The following is a 25854-nucleotide window of genomic DNA, read 5'->3' on the forward strand; positions in this document are numbered from 1 at the left end:
AAAATATCTCTTTGGCCGCCTTCCTTCTTGCTGGCATGCCGCTGGCGCACGATTTCTGTTACGGAAGACCCGGTTGGCGATTTATTTCGTCCAAATTGCCATTTTCTTCATAATTCAACAATTATTCATAAACATACTGGCCAAAATTGTCATAAACTGTAACGCAGTTACGCCTTATCGCCCTGGGATCCCCGCATCAACGAAAGGAGACGGAATGCATCACGCCACCCCGCTAATCACCACCATTGTCGGCGGCCTTGTGCTCGCTTTTATTCTCGGCATGCTTGCCAACAAACTCCGGATTTCGCCACTGGTGGGCTATTTACTCGCGGGTGTGCTGTCCGGTCCTTTTACGCCCGGTTTTGTGGCAGATACGCAACTGGCACCGGAACTGGCTGAACTGGGCGTGATATTGCTGATGTTTGGCGTCGGCCTGCATTTTTCACTGAAGGATCTGATGGCGGTAAAGTCCATCGCCATTCCCGGAGCGATCGCGCAAATTGCTGTCGCCACGCTTCTGGGTATGGCGCTTTCCGCAACGCTTGGCTGGTCGTTAATGACCGGTATTGTGTTTGGGCTGTGTCTCTCCACCGCCAGTACCGTTGTGCTGCTGCGCGCGCTTGAGGAGCGGCAGCTTATTGATAGCCAGCGCGGGCAAATCGCCATCGGTTGGCTGATTGTCGAAGACCTGGTGATGGTATTAACGCTGGTGCTGTTGCCCGCCATCGCCGGCATGACGGAAAAAGGCGATGTCGGGTTGGCATCGCTGGCCCTCGATATGAGCATTACCATCGGCAAAGTGGTGGCGTTTATTGCCATTATGATGCTGGTCGGCCGCCGTCTGGTACCGTGGATTATGGCGCGCAGCGCCGCCACGGGTTCCCGCGAACTGTTTACCCTTTCCGTGCTGGCGTTGGCATTGGGCATCGCGTTTGGCGCAGTCGAACTGTTTGATGTCTCTTTCGCGCTCGGGGCCTTTTTTGCCGGAATGGTACTGAACGAATCCGAACTGAGCCACCGTGCCGCGCACGATACGCTGCCGCTGCGCGATGCCTTCGCGGTGCTGTTCTTTGTCTCCGTCGGTATGTTGTTCGACCCGCTGATCCTGATTGAGCAACCGCTGGCCGTGCTGGGTACACTGGCGATTATCATTTTCGGTAAATCCGTTGCCGCCTTCTTCCTGGTGCGTTTGTTCGGCCACTCGCCGCGCACCGCGCTGACCATCGCCGCCAGCCTTGCGCAAATCGGTGAGTTTGCCTTTATTCTTGCCGGGCTGGGAATGGCGCTGGATCTGCTGCCGCAGGCGGGTCAAAACCTGGTGCTGGCGGGTGCGATCCTATCCATTATGCTCAACCCGGTACTGTTTGCGACGCTGGAGAAATACCTCGATAAAACCGAGACGCTGGAAGAGCAAACGCTGGAAGAAGCGATTGAAGAAGAGAAACAGATCCCGGTGGACATCTGCAATCACGCGTTACTGGTTGGTTTTGGTCGCGTGGGCAGCCTGCTGGGTGAAAAACTGATGGCGCAGGGCATCCCGCTGGTGGTGATTGAAACCTCGCGAACCCGTGTGGATGAACTGCGAGAGCGTGGTATCCGCGCAGTGTTGGGGAATGCCGCGAACGAAGAAATTATGAACCTGGCGCATCTGGATTGCGCACGCTGGCTGCTGTTGACCATCCCCAACGGTTATGAGGCCGGAGAAATTGTCGCCAGCGCCCGGGAAAAATGCCCGCACATTGAGATTATTGCCCGTGCGCATTATGACGATGAGGTGGATTACATCACTGAACGCGGCGCAAATCAGGTCGTGATGGGTGAGCGCGAGATCGCCAATACTATGTATACGCTGCTGGAGAAACCGCCGGTTGAAGAGGCGGTCACAGGTTAAGAAGCAAAGAAGCAGGCGCATAGCCTGCTTCTTTATTACATAGAACCCACCCTTTGATACACGCACATAAAAAAAACCGGCAAGCAGCGCTTTACCGGTTTTCATCAAATCACTGTTGGAAAATTAACGTTCCCAGTACGCCTCTTCGAGACTGTCTTCTCGCTCCGGCAAGCCACGCGTTAAGCGTGGTGAATGCTGATTCAGCACCTGGTAACTTACGCGATTGGCGTATTTACAGACCTGCGCCAGCGACGAATAGGTCAGCCAGTTAAATTTGTGCTTACTGGAGTTGGGAACGTTGGCACGGTGATAATTATTGGCAGTGATATCATGCAGCAACGCGGCCAATGCACCATCGCCTGCACCATTGGTATTCATGATTTTTTCCGGGCCGCCCATATAGGGCGCAATGTGCGAGTAGATACGCAGCGGGTGTTCACAATCTTTGTGGCGTAGCGCGCGGCTGAACTCAAACTGGTTGAATTCGGCAATTGCGCCCGGTAACAGGGGGTGTTGCGTTTTGCGTTTCGCATCGTCTTCCGTAAAGCCTGCCATATACAAACCGACAGGCCCGGCGGTACAGAGCACCAAATCAACCCAATCCAACGCCTTATCGGCGGCCAGCAACGGATCGCTTTCGCCCGTCAGGGCATGCCCTTCCTCTTCGTTCATCGCCAGAATGGAGACGTTCTCTTTAAGGAAATCGCGCCACCACTGCGGGTTATCAGCAATCACATATTTGGTACCCAGCGTCAGCACCACCGGAACATTATGCTTTTTGGCATACGCTACCGCTTGCAGGGTTGCCTCTGGCATCGGTTCACCGGGGTTGCAGCGCACCAGGTAAGAGGAGAGCACCAGCGCAGAAGCCCCTGCAATCACCGCTTCCGGGATACTGTCGGCACGCAGTTGATTCATCTGGCCCGGGCTTATCGCAAACGTACGCTCGCCGCTGTCGTTAATCAGGGTGAAACAACGACCAATCGCGCCGTCTACCCCTTGCAGATAGTTCAGATCGGTACGGCTGGAGGTGTTGCACAGATAACGGTAGGCATAACTGCCAATCTTCACGTTTTCACACATCACACCAAGCAGAACCGAGCGGTCATCCGCCAGCACCGAGTAGTTGTGCATGGTATTGCCGATGGTGCCACCAGCAAACTGGTGGGTGATCAGGTTTTCCTGCACCAGTTCCTGGTACAGTGCTTCGGCAACGTCATCCGCGATCACCAGAGAATGCCCGGCACTCAGGCCATAACGCGTAATAAACGCATCATCCACCTTTGCCTCAATATCCACCAGCGTCTGGTCAATGCCAACCACCCAGCAGGTACTGACGTCACTCTCAGGCTGGATTTGCTGCAATAACGGATCGCGGGCGTTGACGGGGAAATAGTGTTTGGATTTACGTTTACCGGGAAATTTCATGGTTGCGATAAGGGATCAACATTCGGGCTGTGGATGGTAACACACTCACGGCCCGCCGCGCGATCAACGATATTTCGCCGTTAGATTCACCATCATCTCGATATGATCCGGCGTGTCATTAAGCGCCGGAATGTACTCATATTTTTCCCCGCCCGCTTCGAGGAAAAATTCACGGTTTTGTACCGCAATCTCCTCCAGCGTCTCCAGGCAGTCGGAAGCAAAACCCGGTGACATCACCTGAATATGCTTCACGCCTTTCTCACCAAGCATTTTCAGCGTTTCATCGGTATAGGGGGTTAACCAGGGTTCGCGACCAAAGCGGGACTGGAAGGTCATCATCACTTTTTCCGGCGGCAAGTCGAGTGCGGAAACCAGCTCGCGGGTGGTATCGCGACAACGCTGCGGGTAATCATCCCCTTCGGCAGCATAGCGCTGAGGTATGCCGTGATAAGAGAGCAGCAGTAAATCTGGCTCGCCATGTCGCGCAAAAGAAGCACGAACGCTGTTTGCCAGCGCCGTAATATAGTCCGTGTCATCGGCATAATCGCGAATAAAGGAGACGCCGGGAATATGGCGTTTTTTCGCCAGAATTCGCGCCAGTTCATCCCATACCGCCGCGACGGTGGAGCAGGAGTATTGCGGATAGAGCGACAGCACCACAATATGCTCAACGTCCTGCGCCAGCAGCTCATCGACCGCGCTCTCCAGCGAAGGAGAACCATAGCTCATGCCGAGCACAACCGGCACATCCGGTAGTCGCGCCGCCAGCGCCTGTTGCTGCCTGCGGCTGTAAACCATCAGTGGCGAACCTTCTTCCATCCAGATGGAGCGATAAAGTTTTGCCACGCGAGGAGAACGAAGGGGCAGGATCACGCCGCGCAGCAGCGGCCACCACAACAATCGCGGAGTATCCACAACGCGTCTGTCGCTCAAAAATTGCCGCAGATAGCGTTTAACTGCTTCGGGGGTGGGTGCATCGGGGGTGCCAAGATTGGCCAACAAAATGCCCGTTTTCGCCTGACTCATTCGCGCCTCTTAACCATTTAACTGGTTGATAATTGTAGCCGAAACGCGCGTAAACGGAACCAATTGCAGTGATTGTTGAAACTCCCCGGCAAGAGAGCCGGGGAGAGAGGCATTAGCCGAGGATTTTTTCCAGTTCAGCGCGCACCTCGTTCACGGCTTTGGTGCCGTCAACTTTGGCGTATTGGGTGTTGCCCGCCTGCGCTTCTTTCTGGTAGTAGCCGATCAGCGGCGCGGTCATCTGATGGTATTCCACCAGGCGCTTACGCACGGTTTCTTCCTGGTCGTCTTTACGGGTGGTCAGATCTTCGCCGGTCACATCATCTTTACCTTCGACTTTCGGCGGGTTGAATTTGATGTGATAAACGCGGCCAGAGGCAGCGTGGACACGGCGACCAATAATACGGTCGACAATCAGTTCGTCCGGCACGGCGAATTCCAGTACGAAATCCACCGCAATGCCCGCTTCTTTCATGGCATCAGCCTGCGGGATCGTACGCGGGAAGCCATCGAGCAGGAAACCGTTGCGGCAATCTTCCTGAGCAATGCGCTCTTTTACCAGCGCGATAACCAGTTCGTCAGTAACCAGTTTACCCGCGTCCATGATGTCTTTGGCCTGTTTGCCCAGCTCGCTGCCGGATTTCACAGCCGCACGCAGCATGTCGCCGGTGGAGATTTGCGGAATACCGTATTTCTCCATGATGAACTGCGCCTGAGTTCCTTTACCTGCGCCTGGAGCGCCAAGCAGAATAATACGCATTGCGGAAATCCCCTCAAATGTTGGTTCAATTTTTCAAAAGCGCTAAAAGATACCACCAGAACGAGGATGGCTCAAGGAAGGCGGGACGGCTGAAACGGTTAATGAGAATGAATGAGAGAAATAAAGTGTTACCCCCACCGCGCGGATGAGGGTAACGCAGAACCTTACGCCATCAACAACGCGTTTACGCGTTTGATAAACAGGTTCGGATCTTCCAGCGTACCGCGCTCAGCCAGCAGGGACTGATCCAGTAACAGCTCGACCCACTCCTTAAACTGCGCCTCATCCTGGGTGTCCGCCGCACGTTTCACCAGCGGATGATCCGGGTTCAGTTCAAAGATGTATTTCACTTCCGGCGCGTTCTGGCCCGCAGCGGCGAAGAGTTTCGCCATCTGGGTGCTCATTTCATCCGCGTCGGTGACGACAACCGCAGGCGTGTCGGTCAGACGATGCGTCAGACGCACCTCTTTGACGCGCTCGCCCAGCAGCGTTTTCACGCGCTCAACGAACGGTTCCAGCGCTTTTTCGGCTTCTTTTGCACTTTCATCCACTTCATCAGCCAGTTTTTCCAGCGACGCATCGGCTTTCGCCACAGACTGGAATGCCTTACCGTCAAACTCGGTCAGGTAGCTCATCATCCACTCATCAATGCGATCCGAAAGCAGCAGCACTTCGATGCCTTTCTTACGCAGCAGCTCCAGGTGCGGGCTGCTCTTCGCAGCGGCATAGCTGTCGGCGGTGATAAAGTAAATTTTCTCCTGCCCTTCTTTCATGCGCGACACATACTCTTCCAGCGACACGGTTTGCGCTGAAGAGTCGGTGTGCGTAGAAGCAAAGCGCAGCAGTTTGGCAATTGCTTCAATATTACCGCTGTCTTCGCCCGCCCCCTCTTTCAGCACCAGACCGAACTGCTGCCAGAAGGTTTGGTATTTTTCCGCGTCATCTTTCGCCAGTTTATCCAGCATTTGCAGAACACGTTTGGTCAACGCTGAACGCAGATTGCGGGTCACGCTGCTGTCCTGCAGAATTTCACGGGAGACGTTAAGCGGCAGGTCGTTGGAATCAATCAGCCCCCGCACGAAGCGCAGATAGTTCGGCATAAACTGTTCGGCGTCGTCCATGATAAATACGCGCTGCACATACAGTTTCAGACCATGCTTATGATCGCGGTTCCACATATCCCACGGTGCCTGCGACGGGATGTACAACAGGCTGGTGTACTCCTGCTTCCCTTCGACGCGGTTGTGGCTCCAGGTCAGCGGGTCAGTAAAGTCGTGAGCAATATGCTTGTAGAACTCGTTGTACTCGTCGTCTTTGATTTCAGCCTTGTTGCGGGTCCACAGCGCCTGCGCTTTGTTGATCTTTTCCCAGCTAACGAGGGTTTCGCCGTCTTTCTCTTCCTGTTTTTCGATCTCTACCGGCAGCGCAATATGGTCGGAATATTTGCTGATGATGGAGCGGACACGCCAATCATTGAGGAAATCATCTTCCCCTTCACGCAGATGCAGGGTGATTTCGGTACCGCGATCGGCTTTGGTGATATCGGCAACGGTGTATTCCCCCTCGCCTGCGGATTCCCAGAAGACGCCGTTTTCTGCGCTCTCTCCTGCCGCACGGGTACGCACGGTGACTTTATCGGCAACGATAAAAGCGGAATAGAACCCCACACCAAACTGACCAATCAACTGGCTGTCTTTTGCCTGGTCGGAACCCATAGATTCAAGGAACGCTTTGGTGCCGGATTTAGCGATGGTTCCCAGATGGTCAATCACTTCATCACGGGTCATCCCGATGCCGTTATCAGCAATCGTCAACGTACGTTGCTCTTTATCGAAAGAGACGCGTACGCGCAGCTCACCATCGCCTTCATAGAGTGAAGCGTTGGACAGCGCGCGGAAACGTAGTTTATCCGCCGCATCGGAGGCGTTGGAGATAAGCTCTCGCAGGAAGATCTCTTTGTTCGAATAGAGAGAATGAATCATCAGGTGCAGAAGCTGTTTTACTTCTGACTGAAAACCACGGGTTTCTTGTCCTTTCATTGGGAAAACCTCAACAATGCCATTTACAAGGTAAAAAAATGCGTTGAGGGAGAAGTGGGGACAGGCGTAACACTTTTCAAGCGGAGGCAAAAATTTCTGCCTCCGTTTGGTTAAAAACGAATCTTGTGGCGACCGGCCAGCGAATGCGACAGCGTGGTGCCATCGACCATCTCCAGCTCACCGCCCACCGGCACGCCATGGGCGATACGGCTGGCTTCCACACCATATTGCGCACACAGCTCCGCAATATAGTTGGCGGTTGCCTCCCCTTCCACCGTTGGGTTGGTGGCGAGGATCACTTCCTGGATCTTTTCCGATGCCAGGCGCTGTTCGAGTCTGTCGAGCCCGATGTCATCAGGCCCGATACCGTCCAGCGGTGACAGATGCCCCATCAGCACAAAATAGCGACCGGAAAACTGCCCGGTCTGCTCGATGGCGTAGATATCCGCCGGGCTTTCCACCACACAGATTTGACCGTTTTCCTGACGGCGGGGATTACTGCAAATATTGCAGACTTCCTGCTCGGTAAAGGTACGGCAATCCGCACAATGACCAATTTCCGACATTGCCCGGGTAAGCGCCTGCGCCAGGCGCATACCACCGCTGCGATCCCGCTGCAGCAGCGTAAACGCCATACGCTGCGCCGACTTCGGGCCAACGCCCGGCAGGCAGCGCAACGCTTCCATAAGCTGCGTTAACAGCGGACTGGTCTGCATCAGAACGGCATCTTAAAGCCTGGCGGCAGAGACATACCGGAAGAGACAGAAGCCATCTTCTCTTTCTGCGTTTCTTCAATACGGCGAGCGGCATCGTTGAATGCAGCGGCAACGAGATCTTCCAGCATCTCTTTGTCGTCTTCGAGCAGGCTCGGATCGATCTCCACGCGGCGGCAGTTATGCGCGCCATTGATGGTCACTTTCACCAGACCCGCGCCGGATTCGCCTGTCACTTCCAGCTGCGCGATCTCTTCCTGCACTTTCTGCATTTTTTCTTGCATCTGCTGGGCCTGTTTCATCAGGTTGCCCAGACCGCCTTTTCCAAACATAGGCTTCTCTCTTTAGCTGTGGTGACTAACCAGAGTGATAAGTCACATTCAGGGTTGAAAACGGGTAGCCGGAGCTGCCCGTCAAAGGGGACGGATACTCTCTTCATCCAGATCTGCATCAAAAAACCGCTGCAGGGTCTGGATATTGTTATCCGCAATAATCGACTCACGCGCCTGCGCAAGTTTCTCCTCATAAATCGCCTGACGCCATTCCAGCGGTGTACGCACCGCCGGATTATCATCTTCAATGATAGTCAGTTCAATCGCCGTACCGCGTAATTCGCTCAGCGCATCGCTAAGGGCCTTCTGCGCACCCTGCGAATTAAGGTGACGCTGTGAACTGCGCAGATGCAGACACAGACGCTCGCCATCCTGCTCGCTCCAGGCATTGAGTGCCACCTGTTCGACCAGTTTGGGCAGTTTAAGCTGACTGACCTCGCGGGCCCAGGCATCGCGCTCAATGGCTTCTTCCGCCAGCTTCTTCGCCAGTTCCGGCGTTTTTTCATGCTCCAGCGCTTTTTTCAGCGCCTTTGGCGTGGCAACGACGTCTTTGACTTCTTCAACAACGGTCGTGGCCTTCCAGCGATAGGCCTCTTTTTTCGCAGGCGTCTGCTCGAGCGCCGACGGTGCCGGGCGTGACTGTACGCGCTCAGTCACCGACGCCAGTCGTTCCAGCGCGGCGTTATTCACCGGCCGCGCGCGGGAAGCGGCTGCCGGTTCACTCTTTTTTGCTTTGTCGGTTCCTTGCGCTCGCTGCAACTGCCTGCGTGCTGCCAGCACCTGGCTGGTCGCATCCGGCATCGGTGCATCATGGTGCGGCGGGGCTGGAGGCGCTACGGGTGCGACCTGTTGCGGTGTCATCACCGCAGTGGGGGCAACTGGCGCGAAAGCGTGTTGCACGGCTTCAGGCGCAGGCAGCGGTGTCCGCGGATGGAACGCCAACGCGCGCAACAGTGTCATCTCAACGCCCATCCGACGGTCCGGCGCATAAGGCAGCTCTTTGCGGCCAATCAACAGCGTCTGGTAATAGAGCTGCACATCCGTTGGCGGCACCGTGCGGGCCAGTTCACGCACGCGATGTTCAACGGGTGCCATGTCGCTGCCGAGCGCCGAAGGCGTCAACTGAACCATTGCAATGCGGTGCATCAGCGTTTGCATTTCCAGCAGTAGCGCTTCCCACTCGACTCCACGGGAGGCTGCCTCATTCACCAGCGCCATTACGCGTTCGCCATTGGCGGCAACCACCGCTTCAATCAGCGATAACGCCTGATCGTCGTTCAGCGTGCCCAGCATGGTGCTGACCACCGCCGCAGAGAGTTTACCGTCCCCGCTGGCGATCGCCTGATCGGTCAGGCTGAGCGCATCGCGCAGGCTGCCGTCTGCGGCGCGCGCCAGCAGTTGTAACGCGCGCAACTCATGCTCAATCTTCTCTTCATCAAGAATATGTTCAAGCTGGCTGCGGATCTGATCGACATCCAGCGCCTTAAGATGAAATTGCAGGCAGCGGGAGAGAATAGTCACCGGCAGTTTTTGCGGATCGGTGGTCGCCAGCAGAAATTTGACGTGCTCAGGAGGCTCTTCAAGCGTCTTCAACAGCGCGTTAAAGCTGTGGCGCGAGAGCATGTGCACTTCGTCAATCAGATAGACTTTGAAACGACCGCGCGCCGGTGCGTACTGCACGTTGTCCAGCAGGTCGCGCGTGTCTTCAACTTTGGTGCGTGACGCGGCGTCAATTTCAATTAAATCAACAAAGCGCCCTTGTTCGATTTCCCGACAGTTATCGCAGACGCCGCAAGGCGTTGCGGTGACGCCGGTTTCGCAGTTCAGCCCCTTCGCCAGCAAACGGGCAATAGAGGTTTTCCCGACGCCCCGGGTGCCGGAAAACAGGTACGCATGGTGTATGCGTCCTGAAGATAGACCGTTCGCCAGTGCAGTCAGCACATGCTCCTGGCCGACGACGTCAGCAAAAGTTTGTGGTCGCCATTTTCGGGCTAAGACCTGATAACTCATTGGCAGGCTCTGAAACGCTGGAAGGTGAATTTACGAAAGGATAATGCTAACACAGCATATGCTGTTAATACACTTCATCCCTCAGGCGCAAGCCCGAAGGATGAATGCGCGGGCAGAAGAATCAATGCCCCGGGAACGGCACCAGGCTGTAGGAGGTAACGCCTTGTTTTTCCAGACGCTGCTCGCCGCCAAGGTCGAACAAATTGATAATAAACGCCGCATCGGTCACTTCACCGCCCAGACGACGGATCAGTTTCACGGTGGCTTCAATGGTGCCGCCCGTCGCCAGCAGATCGTCCACCACCAGCACTTTATCGCCGGCCTGAATGGCGTCTACATGGATCTCTAACTGGTCAGTACCGTACTCAAGTTCATAGCTTTCGGAAATTGTCTCGCGCGGCAGTTTACGCGGTTTACGCACCGGTACGAAACCGACGCCCAGCCCCAGCGCAACCGGTGCGCCAAACAGAAAACCACGCGCCTCAGTCCCTACTACTTTGGTGATCCCGGCGTTTTTATAACGTTCAACCAGCAATTCAATGCTGAGAGCATACGCTTTCGGGTCTTCCAGCAAACTGGTGACATCACGGAACAGGATGCCCGGCTTCGGGTAATCCTGAATGCTTTTGATGCTGTCTTTAAGAAATTCAAGCTGCTGCGCAGTCGCTGTCATGGATATTTGCCTGATAGAAACGGTGTTACTCACGGTACGCGCTTTTAAGGCTTAGTGTAACCACTGATTAACATTTAACCAGCCGCACCCGTGCTCGAAAACGCTCGAATTTACTGGCTGAGCGCGACAATTGCAACTGCCTTCGCTGCGCTTTACGGTTTTTGTTGCTTTGTATCAATCACCGGGATACGCCACATAAAAATGAGCAAACAGGCCAGGATAAACAACAGCAGAATGCGCACCCACATCATCTTCACTACGTATAATGAAACAGCGAACGTCAGCAGAATAACAGCAACAGCGCGCGGCTTTGCACCGGGCGGCATTGCGCGGTATTGCTGCCAGTGACGCAGATAGCCGCCGAACCAGGAGCGGTAGAGCAGCCAGTGGTGGAAACGCGGCGACGAACGCGCAAAACACCACGCCGCAAGCAGGATAAACGGCGTCGTTGGCAACAAAGGCAATACCACGCCAAGCGTACCAAGCGCTACCGCCAGCCAGCCAATGATGATTAAAATAGTACGTTGCATAATGCGAATCGTTATCAAGACGAACGGCTAATGTAGCACAGGAAGGTCAATTAACAGGGGAAGATCCATGAAAAGTGCCGCGCTTTTACAGAGGCTGGAACAGCAACTGGCAGTCCTGCGCCAGCAGGCCGCCCCGCTGGCGCAACATGCGACCGTAAGTCCACGCTTCGATCGGCACCTTTTCCGTACCCGCAGTACGCACATGCAGGCTTATGTGGATGAAATTGCGGATAACATGCAGGCATTGCGCCATGCCGCTGACAATAACAGCCTTGCCCAGGTCGTCTGGCTGGCGGAACACCTGACCGCGCAAATCGCCGCCTTAACCCGCGAGAGCGCCGTCTGGTCGCTGCGTGAATGGGATCATGCATCTCCCGCAGTGGCGCGCTGGCAGCGTAAGCGCTTACAGCATCAAGACTATGAACGTCGGCTGTTGGAAATGCAGCAGCAGCGCGAGCAGCGTTTAAGTCAGGCGACAACGCTTGCCGAGCAGCAACAATTGCATAACGAAGTGGCCGCGTTAGCCGCAAGGCTTGCCCGATGCCGCAGCGCTCTGGATAACATCGAGCGTGTACTGGCGCAGATAACCCGTTAATCAAGGAGTAAGCATGTCACTGGAAAACGCCCCGGATGAAGTCAAACTGGCCGTCGATTTGATTATGTTGCTGGAACAGCATGAGATGGCACCGGAACTGGTGTTAAAAGCACTGGAGATTGTGAAGCGGGATTTTGAGAAGAAACTGGAATCCTGTTAGGCCCTCTCCCGTGACGGGAGAAGGCCTGGAAGGAAATCACGCCTGTTGTATGGGTGTCGGGTCATCCCCTTTCAGATCGCGTTTCACTTCAGTCAACTCATCACCTTTTGCATTACGCAGGTGCACTTCAAGCTGATTAAAGGCGATATCAATGTTGTTCTCGCGGCACAGTCTGTCGATTGTGCGATTGAGCTCATCCACCGTGTAGCTGCGATCGCGCAGTTCACGGACATACAGACGCAGCTCGTGATCCAGTGTGCTCGGACCAAAAGTGGTAAAGAACACTGATGGTTCTGGATCGTGCATCACTTTCGGATGTTCCATCGCCGCCTTCAGCAGAACTTTTTTCACTTTATCCAGATCGGAACCATAAGCGACACCGAGACGAATCACCACGCGGGTAATGGTATCGGACAGCGACCAGTTGATCAGACGCTCTGTAACGAAGGCTTTATTCGGGATAATCACCTCTTTACGGTCAAAGTCGGTGATGGTGGTGGCACGAATACGGATTTTACTGACGGTGCCGGAGAAGGTACCAATGGTCACCGTATCGCCAATGCGCACCGGGCGTTCGAACAGAATAATCAGGCCGGAAACAAAGTTACCGAAGATTTCCTGTAAACCGAAGCCCAGACCTACGGATAACGCTGCTGCCAGCCATTGCAGTTTGTCCCACGATACCCCTAACGAGCCGAACACCGTAACTGCACCGACTGCGATAATGGCGTAATTGAGGATGGTGGTCACCGCATAAGATGACCCCTGGCGCATATTAAGCCGCGAGAGGATCAACACCTCCAGCAAACCCGGTAAGTTGCGGATCAGCGCCCAAGCCACGATAAAGACAATGACCGCAAACAGCAGACTCCCCAGCGTCACGCTCTTCATTACTGCCGCGCCCGCTTCCGTACCGTTGTAGTGCCACAAGGTAATGCTGTCGAGATAGGCAAACACCGAGATCAAATCAGACCAGATTGCCCAGAACACCACGCCAAACAGCGCAACCATCACCAGCATGGTGATACGCAATGTCTGCTGGTTCACCTGTTCCAGCGCAATGGTCGGTTCCTCTTGCGGCTCCGCGCCTTCCGCCCCCTCTTTCACCATATTCTGGCGACGCGCCAGCGCGCGGCGATAAGCAATACGACGGGCAGCAACGCTCAAACCACGCAATACCGTCTGGTAAAGCAGGTTCCAGATAATGACCAGGTAGACCGTTTCGATCCAGCGACCGGCAAGACGCAACGTGGTGTAAAAGTAGCCCGTTGCAGTCAGCACCATTAACGCGATGGGTACAATCGCCAGCACGGTAACCGTCACCAGGCGTATGCTGTGGGACTCTTTGTCGCGCCAGCTTTCGCGGAACATCGGCCAGACCAGCGCGGTGATCAGCAACAGGTTAAGCAGGATGACAAACTGCCCGGCAACGTCATCCATCAGATGCAGCGGAGAGAGCTCCGACACCACTGACCAGAAATGCAGCGGCAACAGCGCCAGGCTGATGCGCACAATCTGCCGACGCCAGTGGCTGGTAAGCTGCTCAGGCATATTGAAGTGGTTGACCGCCACGCCTTTCTTTTCCAGTACCTTCCAGCACAGGCCAAACACCAGCCAGAACAACGCCAGTTTTTTACTGAAAGCCCATAACAGCTCGCTGACATTAAGCTGCATGGTAAGCAGAATCAGACCGATGGCCAGAATCAACAAACAGACCGGCAGCGCACGGATCAGATCGATCAGAATCGCTTTTGGGGTATGGAGCTGGCTGTCAGTGCGTAGCTGCCCGACCTGGTCTGCCAGCTTCGCCTGATACCCTTTCAGCCAGTTCAGACGCCAGCGGATAAGACCAGCAATCAGCAACAGCGGTAAACCGGCCAGGAAGGCAATCGCCACCGCAGGCCAGGCTTTCTCCCAGTTAACGGTGATCTTCGTGGATTTAATCTGATCATGTAAGGCATGCGGGAAGGCTTTAAACCAGTCCCAGTCCATAGGCTTGTTGCTGTTTACCCAGAAGATTTGCTGGGTCAGGATATCCTGCAAGCTCCTGGAAACGCTCATCAGTTGTTGCTGGTTAACCTGCAGGTTAATGGCCATCATCAGCTGGTTGCCGAGTTGCTTGTTCAGTTGATCCAGCAACTCACGGCGCATATCCACCACTTGCAGGAGCGCATCATGCACTTCATCGTTGACGTCGCTCTGATGACCTTCCTCCAGTTTGGCAACAAAGGCATCGCTCTGGAACAGGGCATCACGCTGTTGGTTGACATCAAACTGTTCGATACGCAGATCCGCAATGCGGTTAGTCATATCTTTCAGTTCGTCCGCCGACGGCAGCGTCTGCTGTTGCTGATACAAAATGCGTGACAGCAGCAGGCTCCCCTTCAGAACCGCAATTTGCTCTTTGATATTGCGTTCAGACTGCAGCGCGCGGTCCAGCCAGTTTTTCACTTTGATATTTTGCTGCACCAGCGAGTTGCCGTTTTCCGTTGCGGTGATCAGCTTCTGGCTCAACTGATGGTTGATCTCCAGCTCTTGCTTCACCAACGGGTTTTCCTGAATACGCGCGGTTTCATCCGGCGTTACTGCTTGTTGCGCGGTTTTTTCCGTTAGCGTCAGACGCTTGTTATTTACCGCCTCCTGCAACAACTGCAACTGATGCTCAAGACGGTTACCGTTTGCCGTGACATAGTCGCGTTGTTTTTGCAGCGTATCCTGGAGTGTGGTGTTGCCTTCGAGGCTTTTACGCAGTTGTTCAATTTGCGCATTCAATAACGCCTGCTGTACCTGCAATAGCGCCTGCTGCGTAGGTCGCAACGCCCCTTCGCCCGCCGACGTGCCATTCAAGCGGTTACGGATTTGCTGCAACTGCTGCGACGCGGTGTACATGGCGTTTTGCACACGTTCTGGCTGCGTCTGCAGCGACACCAGTTGACTGTTATAGGTGGATAAATCGTTCTGTGCGGTTTGCAAATCTTCAAGCAGTTGCGACATACGGGATTCAAGCTGACGCAAAGAGAGCGTCGCCAGCGTCTTACGCGTTTCGTCGTCATTGTCTTTATCGCCCAGCGCATTCAGCGCATCCGTTGCCTGGCGCATTTTCTCCGGCGCCTGGGCGACTTTCTGCTTGAGCAATGCGGTTTCTTGCTTCACCCGGTCAATTTTATCGAGGGCATCCAGCGTCTCGGTCAAATCCTGAATGACCCGTTTGTCCTGCGCCGAGTGATCTTTTTGCTTATTCAGTGCGTTGAGCTGATTTTGCACATCGGTGCGGGAAGGTAAGTCGTTACTCGTCTCCGCCCAGGCAACATTGCCCAGCAGGCTTGCGATGACAAGAAACAACGCGGCAGCAAAAGCTGCGAACGTATTACGCGTGCGGTTGTTGTGCGACATAATTTGCGTGATCGGTTTCTGTACGGGAAAGGTGGTCGGGATGACCACGCGCGAAGAATATCACGCAGTTAGACAACAACCTAGAACAGTGAGAAGCCTCCAGGAAAAATCCTGGCGGCTTACGGTTTACGCGTTTAGCGTCTCGCGATCGCTGCGTAGTGTCGGGCAGAGCTGGCACATCTCCAGCAGGATCGCTACATAGTCACGCGCTTCTTTTTTTAAATCAAAGGATTGCGGTGCAAAGAGCCAGTTTTCCATTATCCCGGATATGTACGCGCGCATCAGCACGGCCACACGCCGCGTCAGTAAGTTGGCCGGCAGCAATTTTGCCTGGATACATTCTCTCAGCGTCTGCTCGATACGATCATAACTTTCAAGGCTCAAATTACGCTGCGCTTCCTGCACAATCGCCATTTCGCCAACAAACTCACATTTGTGGAAAATGATCTCCATCATTAAACGACGCCGCTCTTCAACAACAGTCGCTTCAAGGATATAAACCAATATTTCTCTTAAAACAGAGAGTGGATCGTCGGGGAATTTTGCCCGATACTCAATCTCAAGATCGCCAATACTGGACTCTGACAGCTCCCAGATTTCACTGAACAATTCCGACTTGTTTTTGAAGTGCCAATAAATCGCGCCGCGAGTCACTCCTGCCGCCTGCGCAATTTCCGCCAGCGAAGTAGAGGAAACACCCTGCCGGGAAAAGAGCCGCATGGCGACATCAAGAATATGCTGTCGCGTCTCCAGCGCCTGTTGTTTGGTTTTTCGTGCCATATGTTAGTGAATTTACAGGAGTCAGATTTACATACATTTGTGAATGTTTGTACCATAGCATGACGATAATATAAACGCAGCAATGGGTTTTTGGGCATTTGATCCATTGATCAATTTGAAATCGGACACTCGAGGTTTACATATGAACAAAAACAGAGGGTTTACGCCTCTGGCGGCCGTTCTGATGCTTTCGGGCAGCTTAGCGCTTACAGGATGTGATGATAAACCTGCGCAGCAGGGAGCGGGCCAGATGCCGGAAGTTGGCATTGTCACGCTAAAATCAGAACCTCTGCAAATCACCACGGAATTACCTGGCCGAACCACGGCGTATCGCATTGCAGAAGTGCGTCCTCAGGTCAGTGGCATTATTTTAAAACGCAACTTTACTGAAGGCAGTGACGTTGCAGCAGGTGTCTCGCTCTATCAGATTGATCCCGCAACGTATCAGGCTGCTTACGAAAGTGCGAAAGGCGATCTGGCCAAAGCACAGGCGGCGGCCAACATCGCTCAAATGACGGTGAATCGCTATAAAAAACTGTTAGGCACGAAGTACATCAGTCAACAGGATTACGATACTGCGCTGGCAGATGCGCAACAGGCAGACGCATCGGTTGTGGCCGCGAAAGCTGCCGTTGAAACCGCACGTATCAACCTGGCGTATACAAAAGTCACCTCGCCAATCAGCGGACGCACCGGAACCTCAACAGTAACGGAAGGCGCGCTGGTGCAGAGCGGACAAGCCACTGCGCTGACTACCGTACAGCAGCTTGATCCTATCTATGTGGATGTGACCCAATCCAGTAATGATTTCCTGCGTCTGAAACAAGAGATGGCGAACGGCACGCTGACCCAGAACAACGGCAAAGCGAAAGTGGAGCTGGTAACAAATGACGGTGTTCAGTATTCACAAAGCGGTACGCTTGAGTTTTCCGGTGTGACGGTTGACCAGACTACCGGTTCAATCACGCTGCGTGCGGTGTTCCCGAACCCGGATCACACGTTGCTGCCAGGCATGTTCGTCCGCGCCAAACTGGAAGAAGGCACTAACCCTAATGCGTTGCTGGTGCCGCAACAGGGCGTAGCCCGTACCCCGCGTGGCGATGCAACAGCGATGGTGGTTGGAGAAGGCAACAAAGTTGAAATCCGGAACATCGTCGCAAGCCAGGCAATTGGCGATAAATGGCTGGTTACTGATGGCCTTAAAACCGGCGATCGCGTGATTATTTCCGGCTTACAAAAAGTCAAACCGGGCGTGCAGGTTAAAACCCAGGAAGTGACATCTGACAATAAACAGCAAGCCCAGGCCGGCGGCCAGTCAGAGAAACCGAAGTCTTAACTTAAACAGGAGCCGTTAAGACATGGCTAAGTTTTTTATCGATCGCCCCATTTTTGCATGGGTTATCGCGATTATCATCATGCTGGCGGGGGCGTTGTCGATCCTCAAATTGCCGGTAGCGCAATATCCAACGATTGCGCCGCCTGCAATTCAGATCACCGCGTCTTACCCGGGTGCTGATGCGAAAACGGTGCAGGATACCGTGACGCAGGTTATCGAACAGAACATGAACGGTATCGATAACCTGCTCTATATGTCTTCCACCAGTGATTCCTCTGGTACGGTGCAAATCACTATCACGTTTGATTCCGGCACCAATGCGGACATCGCGCAGGTTCAGGTGCAGAACAAACTGCAACTGGCTATGCCGTTGCTGCCGCAGGAAGTACAGCAGCAAGGCGTGAGTGTTGAGAAGTCATCCAGTAGCTTCCTGATGGTTCTCGGTATGATCAGTACCGACGGTTCCATGACGCAGGAAGATATCGCTGACTACGTCGGTGCGACCATTAAAGATCCGGTCAGCCGTACCTCTGGTGTGGGTGACGTTCAGTTGTTCGGTGCGCAATATGCAATGCGTATCTGGATGGATCCGAACAAACTCAACAATTTCCAACTGACGCCTGTTGACGTGATCTCCGCCATTACCGCGCAGAACGCCCAGGTGGCAGCCGGTCAGTTAGGCGGTACACCGCCGGTGAAAGGGCAGCAGTTGAACGCCTCCATCATCGCGCAGACCCGTCTGACCTCAACGGAAGAGTTCGGCAAGATCCTGCTGAAAGTGAACACCGATGGCTCGCAGGTTCGCCTGCGCGACGTGGCGAAAATTGAACTCGGCGGCGAAAGCTATGACGTTGTCGCTCGTTACAATGGCCAGCCAGCGGCCGGTCTAGGGATCAAACTGGCGACCGGTGCTAACGCGCTGGATACCGCAGAAGCGGTGCGTGCCACGATTGCCAAACTGGAACCGTTCTTCCCGCATGGTCTGAAAGTGGTTTACCCGTACGACACCACCCCGTTCGTTAAAATCTCGATTAACGAAGTGGTGAAAACGCTGGTTGAAGCGATCGTACTGGTGTTCCTCGTAATGTACCTGTTCTTGCAAAACTTCCGCGCAACGCTGATCCCGACGATCGCGGTGCCGGTGGTACTGCTCGGGACGTTCGCGATACTCGCCGCCTTTGGCTACTCCATCAACACCCTCACCATGTTCGGTATGGTGCTGGCGATAGGTCTGTTGGTGGACGATGCCATCGTGGTGGTGGAAAACGTCGAGCGTGTGATGATGGAAGAGGGCCTGCCGCCAAAAGAGGCGACACGTCGTTCGATGGGGCAGATTCAGGGTGCGCTGGTTGGTATCGCATTGGTGCTGTCGGCGGTATTTATCCCGATGGCCTTCTTCGGCGGTTCGACCGGGGCAATCTATCGCCAGTTCTCCATTACGATCGTTTCCGCGATGGTACTGTCGGTGCTGGTCGCGTTGATCCTGACGCCAGCCCTGTGCGCCACGATGCTCAAGCCGGTTGCCAAAGGCGACCACGGTGAAGGCAAAAAAGGCTTCTTCGGCTGGTTCAACCGCATGTTTGAGAAGAGCACGCATCACTACACCGACAGCGTGGGCAACATCCTGCGCAGCACCGGTCGTTATTTGTTGCTGTATATTCTCATCGTTGCGGGAATGGCGATTCTGTTCGTTCGTCTGCCCAGCTCGTTCCTGCCTGACGAAGACCAGGGCGTATTTTTGACCATGGCCCAGTTGCCTGCGGGCGCAACGCAAGAGCGTACGCAGAAAGTGCTGGATGAAGTCACGAAATACTATCTGGAAAATGAGAAAGACAACGTTAACTCCGTGTTTACCGTTAACGGATTTGGCTTCTCAGGTCGTGGGCAGAACACCGGTCTGGCGTTCGTTTCGCTGAAAAACTGGGATGAACGTCCTGGTGAGCAGAACAAAGTTCCGGCGATTGCAGGTCGTGCAAGTGGGCATTTCGCGCAAATTAAAGATGCGATGGTGTTCGCCTTTAACCTGCCGGCGATTGTGGAACTGGGTACGGCAACCGGCTTTGACTTCCAGCTGATCGACCAGGCTAACCTGGGCCACGATAAGCTGATGCAAGCCCGTAACCAACTGTTCGGTGAAATTGCCCAGCATCCTGACTTACTGGTAGGCGTACGCCCTAACGGTCTGGAAGATACACCGCAGTTCAAAATCGACATCGATCAGGAGAAAGCCACAGCGCTGGGCGTTTCCATCAGCGATATCAACACAACGTTGGGCGCAGCCTGGGGCGGTCGTTACGTTAACGACTTTATCGACCGTGGTCGCGTGAAAAAAGTCTACCTTATGTCGCAGGCGAAATACCGTATGTTGCCAAGCGATATCGGCAACTGGTATGTCCGTGCAAGCGATGGGAAGATGGTTCCCTTCTCGGCCTTCTCCAGCACGCACTGGGAATATGGTTCGCCGCGTCTGGAACGTTACAACGGTCTGCCCTCCATGGAACTGCTTGGACAGGCAGCGCCAGGCAGGAGTACCGGTGAGGCGATGGCGATGATGGAGCAACTGGCCAGCAAACTGCCGACCGGTATTGGCTACGACTGGACGGGGATGTCCTTCCAGGAACGTCTCTCGGGTAACCAGGCGCCTGCGCTGTACGCTATTTCGCTGATTGTCGTATTCCTGTGTCTGGCGGCACTGTATGAGAGCTGGTCTATTCCGTTCTCAGTGATGCTGGTGGTTCCGTTGGGGGTTGTGGGTGCACTACTCGCCGCGACGTTCCGCGGCCTGACTAATGACGTCTACTTCCAGGTTGGCCTGCTGACAACCATTGGCTTGTCGGCGAAGAACGCGATACTTATCGTCGAATTCGCCAAGGATCTGATGGATAAAGAGGGCAAAGGGCTGATTGAAGCAACGCTGGAAGCAGTCCGTATGCGTCTGCGCCCCATTCTGATGACGTCACTGGCGTTTATCCTCGGGGTACTGCCGTTGGTTATCAGTTCCGGTGCAGGTTCCGGTGCACAGAACGCCGTAGGTACTGGCGTAATGGGCGGGATGATCACCGCAACCGTACTGGCTATTTTCTTTGTCCCGGTGTTCTTTGTGGTGGTGCGTCGCCGTTTTAGCCGCCGCAGCGAAGACATTGAGCACAGCCATAAGGTTGAGCAGCACTGATACCCTCCAGGTATCTATTATTAGAAAAGGCCGCGCGTAGCGGCCTTTTTCATTTCACGGTTCACGCCAGGAAAGAACTTATTGTCAGTTTGTTTATTTCATGCGAAAGATATAAGGCATATAATTACTGTGTATTTGAGGCACATCTTATCTCTTAGGTATTATTCTTAATTATCATCTGCATTCTGTTTAAGTAAGAATAATCCTGGCTGAATTATTCGCTACAGTGGAATAATTCAAACAGCGCTAACTTAATGAATCCTAAGGAACCTCTGGCAATAACGCTCATAAACACAACAAAATTCGCCCTCTAATCGTGCAATTATTTCATCCCGTACCGGCAGAAAAAGGCAATAATTGTAATTTTTCGTAATAGCGCAATGAAATTCTATTAGGACTGTCTTATAGTTATAATCAATCAACAGCGCAGCATTAGTCTCTGGTCAGAGCAGAAGTACCCATCCCGATACGGTGTTCGGTTAGTAAAAAAATTACCACTCAGAAGGGGATGCGTTATGGACGAATACTCGCCGAAAAGGCATGATATCGCACAGCTCAAATTTCTCTGCGAAACTTTGTACCATGATTGCCTCGCTAATCTCGAAGAGAGCCATCATGGCTGGGTTAACGATCCTACTTCAGCAATCAATCTGCAGCTAAACGAGCTGATCGAGCACATCGCAACCTTCGCGCTCAATTATAAAATTAAGTACAATGAAGATAATAAGCTGATTGCACAGATAGACGAATACCTTGATGATACGTTTATGTTGTTTAGCAGCTATGGCATAAATACACAAGACTTACAGAAATGGCGTAAAACAGGCAACAAACTGTTCCGCTGCTTCGTCAATGTGAGCAAGGCTAATCCTGTTAGTCACTCTTGTTAATATTTCAACACTAAGGTGAAAGTATGTCCGAAAAACCATTAACAAAAATTGATTATTTGATGCGGTTACGGCGTTGTCAGACAATTGATACATTAGAACGCGTAATTGAAAAAAATAAATACGAACTTTCAGATGATGAACTTGCGGTGTTTTATTCTGCAGCCGATCACCGGCTGGCAGAGCTGACTATGAATAAGCTTTATGACAAAATCCCCTCCTCCGTGTGGAAATTTGTTCGCTAATTCTCTGTACTGTTTATTTACGTTTTTTTCTGTAACACAGCGTTCAGCCTCATTGACAGGTGTATCCGATCCCGATGAATGAAGAAAAACAGAAAATGGTGGCAGGCTTGCCGTATCAGCCCGCAGATGAAACGCTGCGTGCAGACCGACTCCGCGCCCGCCAACTGCTTCATCGTTATAACCATTCAGCGCCTGAAGAAAAAGCCGAACGCAAAGCCATATTGGCGGAACTCCTCGGGCAAAGCGATGGCGCTTATATTGAACCCAGTTTCCGCTGCGATTATGGTTACAATATTTTTCTCGGCAAAGAATTTTATGCCAATTTTGACTGCGTCATGCTTGATGTCTGCCCTATCCATATTGGCGATAATTGCATGCTGGCGCCTGGCGTGCACATCTATACCGCAACGCATCCGCTCGATGCAGTTGAACGCATTAGCGGTATTGAATATGGCAAGCCTGTCAGCATTGGCCACAACGTGTGGATTGGCGGCCGGGCCGTGATCAATCCTGGCGTAACGATCGGTAATAATGCGGTAATTGCATCGGGGGCGGTCGTGGTGAAAGACGTTCCTGCTAATGCAGTAGTCGGCGGCAATCCAGCCCGCATGATTAAAATGCTGGCCTCCCCGATTCAGTAACTGTTATCGTTTTTTGGGGTAAAACTGTTACTTTTTTCACACAAAGTGGCAACTTAAAATAGTTTGTCCACCTGCAAAACCGTATCAGTAAAGGCCAACAATGACAGAGATACAACGGCTGCTCACCGAAACGATTGAAGAGATCAACCAGCGTGAGAAACGGGATAACCGTCCACGCTTCAGCATCAGTTTTATTCGCAAACATCCGGGCCTGTTTATTGGCATGTACGTGGCATGGCTGGCAACGCTTGCGGTCATGTTGCAATCAGAAACCCTGTCCGGCTCCGTCTGGCTGTTGGTGGTTCTCTTTATTGCCTTTAACGCCTTTTTCTTTTTCGACGTTTATCCCCGTTATCATTATGACGATATCGATGTACTCGATTTTCGCGTCTGCTATAACGGCGAGTGGTACAACACCCGTTTTGTGCCCTCCACGCTGATTGATGCCATCCTGCATTCGCCTCATGTTGATGCAGGGCACAAATATCAGTTACAGCAAATGGTAGAGCGCAAAGGCGAACTCTCGTTTTACGACGTGTTCACCCTCACCCGCCCAGCTGTTGTACAACCAGGCGGTTAAGGGTACGCACTGCCGAAACAAACTGGCTGGCGGATGTGTTGCCGTAACCCAACACCAGCCCGCTGGATGCCGCGTCTGGATGCAACCAGAAGCGGCTTAATGCGTGCGGCGCAAGCTGTGCTTTCCGCGCTTCACGCACCACCGCTACATCATCAATTCCCGGGATAGACAACGTTAAATGCATCCCCCCGCCGCCACCATAAACGCGATGCGCAGCCGTCATCTCTTGACGCAGCGCCGCCAGCAGATTCCCCTGCCGCTTGCGGTAAAGACGGCGCATTGCCGCCAGGTGGCGCGCATAATGCCCGTCCTCAATAAAGCGCGCCAGCGTGAGCTGCTCGCCGCGGTGACCACCCCGCAATAAACTGCTGATCGCCGGTCCGGCCACCTGTGCGAGCGCCGGTGGCATCACCATAAATCCAATACGCAACGACGGAAACAGCGTCTTACTGAAGGTACCTATATACACCACCGGCGGATGGGACCGCATGCCAAGCATGGCCGGAATAGGATCGCCGGGATAACGGAATTCACTGTCATAATCATCTTCGATAATCCAGCTCCCCGTTCGCTGTGCATAATCCAGCAGCGCAAGACGCCGCGTCGCACTCATTACCTGACCAAGGGGATACTGGTGAGATGGAGAGGTATAAATCATACGCGGAGCTGCCGCGCCAGTACTCAGTACCATGCCTTCGTCATCAATGGGTCTGCCGCTAATCTGTAAGCCAGCAGACAAAAATGCGCTTTTCACGCCGCCATAGCCCGGCTCTTCAACCCAGGCATGATCCCCCTCATCACAGAGTAAACGCACGCAGAGCATGAGTGCTTCCTGCGCCCCTTCGGTAATGACTACCTGTTCCGCTTCACAATTGATGCCACGAGAGATAGCCAGGTGACGGGCGATGGCGGAACGTAAACGTAATTCGCCCGCCGACTCGCCATAGTTCAACAATGCGCAGCCTTCGCCGCGCCATACACGCTCCATCAAGCGCCGCCATACAGCCAACGGAAAGTAATTCACCGCAGGAATGCCCGGCGTCAGCGCCAACGCCGGTGAGTGCCGTTGCATACCACCGGGCAACGCCTGCACACGCCGGGCCAGCGCCACCGGCGGCGGGCTCTCAGGCCTGACGTCCGTGTTCGCCAGCGTTAATATTCGCGTTCCCTGTCTGTCACGCAGCACATACCCTTCAATCGCCAGTTGCTCCAGCGCCGCATTCACCGTATTGCGCGACAACGTCAGCGCCTGCGCCAACACCCGCGACCCCGGCAACTGGCTGTTTGCCTTCAGCGCACCGCTAAGCACCGCATCACGCAATGCCACATATAACGCTCGTTGCCGCGTTACTCCCACTCGTGCAGCCAAAGCCTGACGCAGCAGCGCGTACAACCCCTCTTCCGGAATATTCATTTCATGTCTCTTCGTGGCCCCATAAAACTATATCCTCATGGTTCTTTTTATGGAACCAGCACGGCGCTACGCTGCCCCTTCAGCGAAAAGGAGGCACCATGAGTCCGTTAAATCACTATCAACAACCCATCGGCAGTGCATTACCCAACTGGCAACCCCGCCCTTTCCCTCAGCGCATTGTGCTGGAGGGACGTTATTGTCGCCTTGAACCGCTTGCCCCCCGGCATGCCAGCGCCCTGTTTCAGGCGCATCAACAGGCAGAAGATGAACGTAGCTGGACGTGGCTGTTGCGTGAAGCGGATAAAGATGAAGCTTCGTTTCGTGCGTGGGTAACCAGTGTCTGTGAACTGCGCGATCCGCTGCATTTTGCCGTTATCGATAAGCGAACGGACTCGCCGGTGGGCAGCTTGTCACTGATGCGTATTGATGAGAAAAACGGTGTGATGGAAGTAGGCAGCGTGCATTTTTCTCCGCTGCTGTCACGCACTCCTGCGTCAACCGAAGCGCAGTGGCTACTGATGCGCTACGCCTTCGATACGCTGGGGTATCGTCGCTATGAGTGGAAATGTAATAGTCTGAATGAGCCATCACGCCAGGCAGCGCTCCGGCTCGGTTTTCAGTTTGAAGGTCGTTTTCGCCAGGCGCTGGTCACGAAAGGCCATAACCGCGACACTGACTGGTTTTCAATAATAGACAGTGAATGGCCACAGGTTGATCAGGCGTTGCAACGCTGGCTTGCCGTCGACAACTTCACCGCCGATGGCAAGCAACGTTTCACCCTGGCGTCATTACGCGCTTAATGTTTTTTCTTTTTGCCCTGCACCGCTTTAAAACGCGGATTGGATTTACAAATCACATATAAACGCCCCTTGCGCTTGACGATTTGGCAGTCAGGGTGGCGTTGTTTTGCGCTCCGCAACGAGTTCAGCACCTGCATGGTTTATTCCTTTTTATCCGTGAAAAAACGGCCATAACGCTGCTGGAAACGTGCCGCGCTGCCTTCGTTCGCAATCACTTTCTGTTTGCCGGTGTAATACGGATGCGAAGCGGATGACACGTCAATGGTCACATACGGGTAAGTGACCCCGTCGAGTTCGATCTCACGGTCCGTCCTGATGGTGGATCCGACTTTGAAGTATTCATTTGCGCTGGTGTCGTGGAACACCACCGTCCGGTAGTGGGGATGGATATCAGGTCTCATTATGGGCTCTTTTGTTTTGTTATAACATAACAAAAGTCTACCCAACTTAAT

24 protein-coding genes and 1 other annotated feature are annotated in these 25854 nt (G+C 53.6%); of the genes, 10 read left to right on the top strand and 14 right to left on the bottom strand.

Translation table 11 applies throughout. From position 1 onward, the window contains the following. Nucleotides 1–214: 214 nt before the first annotated feature. Nucleotides 215–1891 (top strand): YbaL family putative K(+) efflux transporter, encoded by a 1677-nt coding sequence (gene ybaL, locus O9K67_RS18875; protein ID WP_061497065.1) that lies wholly within the window; start codon nucleotides 215–217, stop codon nucleotides 1889–1891. A 123-nt stretch (nucleotides 1892–2014) separates the two neighbouring features. Here the strand turns inward: ybaL and O9K67_RS18880 are convergent, their stop codons facing one another. The 9 genes from O9K67_RS18880 to O9K67_RS18920 form a co-directional block, all read right to left on the bottom strand. Continuing rightward, the gene (locus O9K67_RS18880) at nucleotides 2015–3319 is read right to left on the bottom strand and encodes an inosine/guanosine kinase (RefSeq protein WP_061497067.1); all 1305 of its coding nucleotides are present in this window, start codon (nucleotides 3317–3319) and stop codon (nucleotides 2015–2017) included. Between the two features lie 63 nt (nucleotides 3320–3382). After that, nucleotides 3383–4345 carry a ferrochelatase gene (gene hemH / locus O9K67_RS18885; protein ID WP_061497069.1) on the bottom strand — a complete coding sequence of 321 codons (963 nt, stop codon included), beginning with the start codon at nucleotides 4343–4345 and terminating at the stop codon, nucleotides 3383–3385. 112 nt (nucleotides 4346–4457) lie between these two features. Then, nucleotides 4458–5102 (bottom strand): adenylate kinase, encoded by a 645-nt coding sequence (gene adk / locus O9K67_RS18890; RefSeq protein WP_061497071.1) that lies wholly within the window; start codon nucleotides 5100–5102, stop codon nucleotides 4458–4460. 164 nt (nucleotides 5103–5266) lie between these two features. After that, nucleotides 5267–7141 (bottom strand): molecular chaperone HtpG, encoded by a 1875-nt coding sequence (htpG, locus tag O9K67_RS18895; protein ID WP_061497073.1) that lies wholly within the window; start codon nucleotides 7139–7141, stop codon nucleotides 5267–5269. Between the two features lie 110 nt (nucleotides 7142–7251). Continuing rightward, nucleotides 7252–7857: a recombination mediator RecR gene (gene recR / locus O9K67_RS18900; protein WP_061497075.1), complete on the bottom strand. Its 606-nt coding sequence runs from the start codon at nucleotides 7855–7857 to the stop codon at nucleotides 7252–7254. Next, entirely contained in the window at nucleotides 7857–8186 is a 330-nt protein-coding gene (locus O9K67_RS18905) for a YbaB/EbfC family nucleoid-associated protein (protein ID WP_023478246.1), read from the bottom strand. The genes recR and O9K67_RS18905 overlap by 1 nt, the downstream gene beginning before the upstream one ends. 81 nt (nucleotides 8187–8267) lie before the next feature. Then, nucleotides 8268–10196 carry a DNA polymerase III subunit gamma/tau gene (gene dnaX / locus O9K67_RS18910; RefSeq protein ID WP_061497078.1) on the bottom strand — a complete coding sequence of 643 codons (1929 nt, stop codon included), beginning with the start codon at nucleotides 10194–10196 and terminating at the stop codon, nucleotides 8268–8270. After that, nucleotides 8871–8935 (bottom strand) — a sequence feature (DnaX frameshifting element). It overlaps the preceding gene by 65 nt. A gap of 121 nt (nucleotides 10197–10317) precedes the next feature. Further along, nucleotides 10318–10869, bottom strand: coding sequence for an adenine phosphoribosyltransferase (gene apt, locus O9K67_RS18915; RefSeq protein WP_061497080.1), 552 nt, complete (start codon nucleotides 10867–10869; stop codon nucleotides 10318–10320). A gap of 152 nt (nucleotides 10870–11021) precedes the next feature. After that, nucleotides 11022–11399 carry a DUF454 family protein gene (locus tag O9K67_RS18920; protein WP_061497082.1) on the bottom strand — a complete coding sequence of 126 codons (378 nt, stop codon included), beginning with the start codon at nucleotides 11397–11399 and terminating at the stop codon, nucleotides 11022–11024. A 67-nt stretch (nucleotides 11400–11466) separates the two neighbouring features. On the opposite strand from O9K67_RS18920, the gene priC reads away from it, so the two are divergent. After that, nucleotides 11467–11994 (top strand): primosomal replication protein N'', encoded by a 528-nt coding sequence (priC, locus tag O9K67_RS18925; RefSeq protein ID WP_061497083.1) that lies wholly within the window; start codon nucleotides 11467–11469, stop codon nucleotides 11992–11994. 13 nt (nucleotides 11995–12007) lie between these two features. Next, complete coding sequence (rsmS, locus tag O9K67_RS18930) at nucleotides 12008–12154, top strand: pleiotropic regulatory protein RsmS (protein ID WP_071890056.1); 147 nt, start codon at nucleotides 12008–12010, stop codon at nucleotides 12152–12154. A gap of 36 nt (nucleotides 12155–12190) precedes the next feature. Here rsmS and mscK read toward each other — a convergent pair whose 3' ends face one another. Continuing rightward, nucleotides 12191–15547: a mechanosensitive channel MscK gene (gene mscK / locus O9K67_RS18935; RefSeq protein WP_061497085.1), complete on the bottom strand. Its 3357-nt coding sequence runs from the start codon at nucleotides 15545–15547 to the stop codon at nucleotides 12191–12193. A gap of 126 nt (nucleotides 15548–15673) precedes the next feature. Continuing rightward, a complete protein-coding gene (acrR, locus tag O9K67_RS18940; protein ID WP_061497088.1) occupies nucleotides 15674–16327 on the bottom strand; it encodes a multidrug efflux transporter transcriptional repressor AcrR in 654 nt (217 codons plus the stop codon). 142 nt (nucleotides 16328–16469) lie between these two features. On the opposite strand from acrR, the gene acrA reads away from it, so the two are divergent. The 6 genes from acrA (at nucleotide 16470) to O9K67_RS18970 (ending at nucleotide 23188) form a co-directional block, all read left to right on the top strand. Then, on the top strand, nucleotides 16470–17663 hold the full coding sequence (gene acrA, locus O9K67_RS18945; RefSeq protein ID WP_061497090.1) for a multidrug efflux RND transporter periplasmic adaptor subunit AcrA: 1194 nt from the start codon (nucleotides 16470–16472) through the stop codon (nucleotides 17661–17663). 22 nt (nucleotides 17664–17685) lie between these two features. After that, a complete protein-coding gene (gene acrB, locus O9K67_RS18950) occupies nucleotides 17686–20835 on the top strand; it encodes a multidrug efflux RND transporter permease subunit AcrB (protein WP_061497092.1) in 3150 nt (1049 codons plus the stop codon). Nucleotides 20836–21350: 515 nt separating this feature from the next. Continuing rightward, a complete protein-coding gene (gene tomB / locus O9K67_RS18955) occupies nucleotides 21351–21725 on the top strand; it encodes an Hha toxicity modulator TomB (protein ID WP_061497094.1) in 375 nt (124 codons plus the stop codon). Nucleotides 21726–21748: 23 nt separating this feature from the next. Beyond that, a complete protein-coding gene (locus O9K67_RS18960) occupies nucleotides 21749–21967 on the top strand; it encodes an HHA domain-containing protein (protein WP_061497097.1) in 219 nt (72 codons plus the stop codon). A 74-nt stretch (nucleotides 21968–22041) separates the two neighbouring features. Further along, on the top strand, nucleotides 22042–22608 hold the full coding sequence (maa, locus tag O9K67_RS18965; RefSeq protein ID WP_061497099.1) for a maltose O-acetyltransferase: 567 nt from the start codon (nucleotides 22042–22044) through the stop codon (nucleotides 22606–22608). A gap of 100 nt (nucleotides 22609–22708) precedes the next feature. After that, nucleotides 22709–23188 (top strand): YlaC family protein, encoded by a 480-nt coding sequence (locus tag O9K67_RS18970; protein ID WP_061497101.1) that lies wholly within the window; start codon nucleotides 22709–22711, stop codon nucleotides 23186–23188. Here O9K67_RS18970 and pdxR read toward each other — a convergent pair. Further along, on the bottom strand, nucleotides 23154–24602 hold the full coding sequence (gene pdxR / locus O9K67_RS18975; RefSeq protein ID WP_061497103.1) for a MocR-like pyridoxine biosynthesis transcription factor PdxR: 1449 nt from the start codon (nucleotides 24600–24602) through the stop codon (nucleotides 23154–23156). The two genes, O9K67_RS18970 and pdxR, sit on opposite strands and share 35 nt — an antisense overlap. 98 nt (nucleotides 24603–24700) lie before the next feature. Here pdxR and O9K67_RS18980 point away from each other — a divergent pair, with 98 nt between their 5' ends. Beyond that, nucleotides 24701–25402 (top strand): GNAT family N-acetyltransferase, encoded by a 702-nt coding sequence (locus O9K67_RS18980; protein ID WP_061497105.1) that lies wholly within the window; start codon nucleotides 24701–24703, stop codon nucleotides 25400–25402. Here O9K67_RS18980 and ykgO read toward each other — a convergent pair. Next, nucleotides 25399–25539, bottom strand: coding sequence for a type B 50S ribosomal protein L36 (gene ykgO, locus O9K67_RS18985; protein ID WP_061497107.1), 141 nt, complete (start codon nucleotides 25537–25539; stop codon nucleotides 25399–25401). The two genes, O9K67_RS18980 and ykgO, sit on opposite strands and share 4 nt — an antisense overlap. A gap of 3 nt (nucleotides 25540–25542) precedes the next feature. Further along, nucleotides 25543–25803: a type B 50S ribosomal protein L31 gene (locus tag O9K67_RS18990; RefSeq protein ID WP_061497109.1), complete on the bottom strand. Its 261-nt coding sequence runs from the start codon at nucleotides 25801–25803 to the stop codon at nucleotides 25543–25545. Between the last annotated feature and the right edge of the window lie 51 nt (nucleotides 25804–25854).

This window comes from Kosakonia oryzendophytica (assembly GCF_027886705.1).
GTDB lineage: Bacteria > Pseudomonadota > Gammaproteobacteria > Enterobacterales > Enterobacteriaceae > Kosakonia > Kosakonia oryzendophytica.

Coding starts and splice junctions, on each gene's coding strand:
- adk (WP_061497071.1), bottom strand. CDS start 5,102: ATGCGTATTATTCTGCTTGGCGCTCCAGGCGCAGGTAAAGGAACTCAG.
- O9K67_RS18920 (WP_061497082.1), bottom strand. CDS start 11,399: ATGCAACGTACTATTTTAATCATCATTGGCTGGCTGGCGGTAGCGCTT.
- ybaL (WP_061497065.1), top strand. CDS start 215: ATGCATCACGCCACCCCGCTAATCACCACCATTGTCGGCGGCCTTGTG.
- dnaX (WP_061497078.1), bottom strand. CDS start 10,196: ATGAGTTATCAGGTCTTAGCCCGAAAATGGCGACCACAAACTTTTGCT.
- O9K67_RS18990 (WP_061497109.1), bottom strand. CDS start 25,803: ATGAGACCTGATATCCATCCCCACTACCGGACGGTGGTGTTCCACGAC.
- recR (WP_061497075.1), bottom strand. CDS start 7,857: ATGCAGACCAGTCCGCTGTTAACGCAGCTTATGGAAGCGTTGCGCTGC.
- ykgO (WP_061497107.1), bottom strand. CDS start 25,539: ATGCAGGTGCTGAACTCGTTGCGGAGCGCAAAACAACGCCACCCTGAC.
- O9K67_RS18880 (WP_061497067.1), bottom strand. CDS start 3,319: ATGAAATTTCCCGGTAAACGTAAATCCAAACACTATTTCCCCGTCAAC.
- tomB (WP_061497094.1), top strand. CDS start 21,351: ATGGACGAATACTCGCCGAAAAGGCATGATATCGCACAGCTCAAATTT.
- hemH (WP_061497069.1), bottom strand. CDS start 4,345: ATGAGTCAGGCGAAAACGGGCATTTTGTTGGCCAATCTTGGCACCCCC.
- pdxR (WP_061497103.1), bottom strand. CDS start 24,602: ATGAATATTCCGGAAGAGGGGTTGTACGCGCTGCTGCGTCAGGCTTTG.
- rsmS (WP_071890056.1), top strand. CDS start 12,008: ATGTCACTGGAAAACGCCCCGGATGAAGTCAAACTGGCCGTCGATTTG.
- acrB (WP_061497092.1), top strand. CDS start 17,686: ATGGCTAAGTTTTTTATCGATCGCCCCATTTTTGCATGGGTTATCGCG.
- acrA (WP_061497090.1), top strand. CDS start 16,470: ATGAACAAAAACAGAGGGTTTACGCCTCTGGCGGCCGTTCTGATGCTT.
- O9K67_RS18905 (WP_023478246.1), bottom strand. CDS start 8,186: ATGTTTGGAAAAGGCGGTCTGGGCAACCTGATGAAACAGGCCCAGCAG.
- htpG (WP_061497073.1), bottom strand. CDS start 7,141: ATGAAAGGACAAGAAACCCGTGGTTTTCAGTCAGAAGTAAAACAGCTT.
- apt (WP_061497080.1), bottom strand. CDS start 10,869: ATGACAGCGACTGCGCAGCAGCTTGAATTTCTTAAAGACAGCATCAAA.
- maa (WP_061497099.1), top strand. CDS start 22,042: ATGAATGAAGAAAAACAGAAAATGGTGGCAGGCTTGCCGTATCAGCCC.
- O9K67_RS18980 (WP_061497105.1), top strand. CDS start 24,701: ATGAGTCCGTTAAATCACTATCAACAACCCATCGGCAGTGCATTACCC.
- priC (WP_061497083.1), top strand. CDS start 11,467: ATGAAAAGTGCCGCGCTTTTACAGAGGCTGGAACAGCAACTGGCAGTC.
- mscK (WP_061497085.1), bottom strand. CDS start 15,547: ATGTCGCACAACAACCGCACGCGTAATACGTTCGCAGCTTTTGCTGCC.
- O9K67_RS18970 (WP_061497101.1), top strand. CDS start 22,709: ATGACAGAGATACAACGGCTGCTCACCGAAACGATTGAAGAGATCAAC.
- acrR (WP_061497088.1), bottom strand. CDS start 16,327: ATGGCACGAAAAACCAAACAACAGGCGCTGGAGACGCGACAGCATATT.
- O9K67_RS18960 (WP_061497097.1), top strand. CDS start 21,749: ATGTCCGAAAAACCATTAACAAAAATTGATTATTTGATGCGGTTACGG.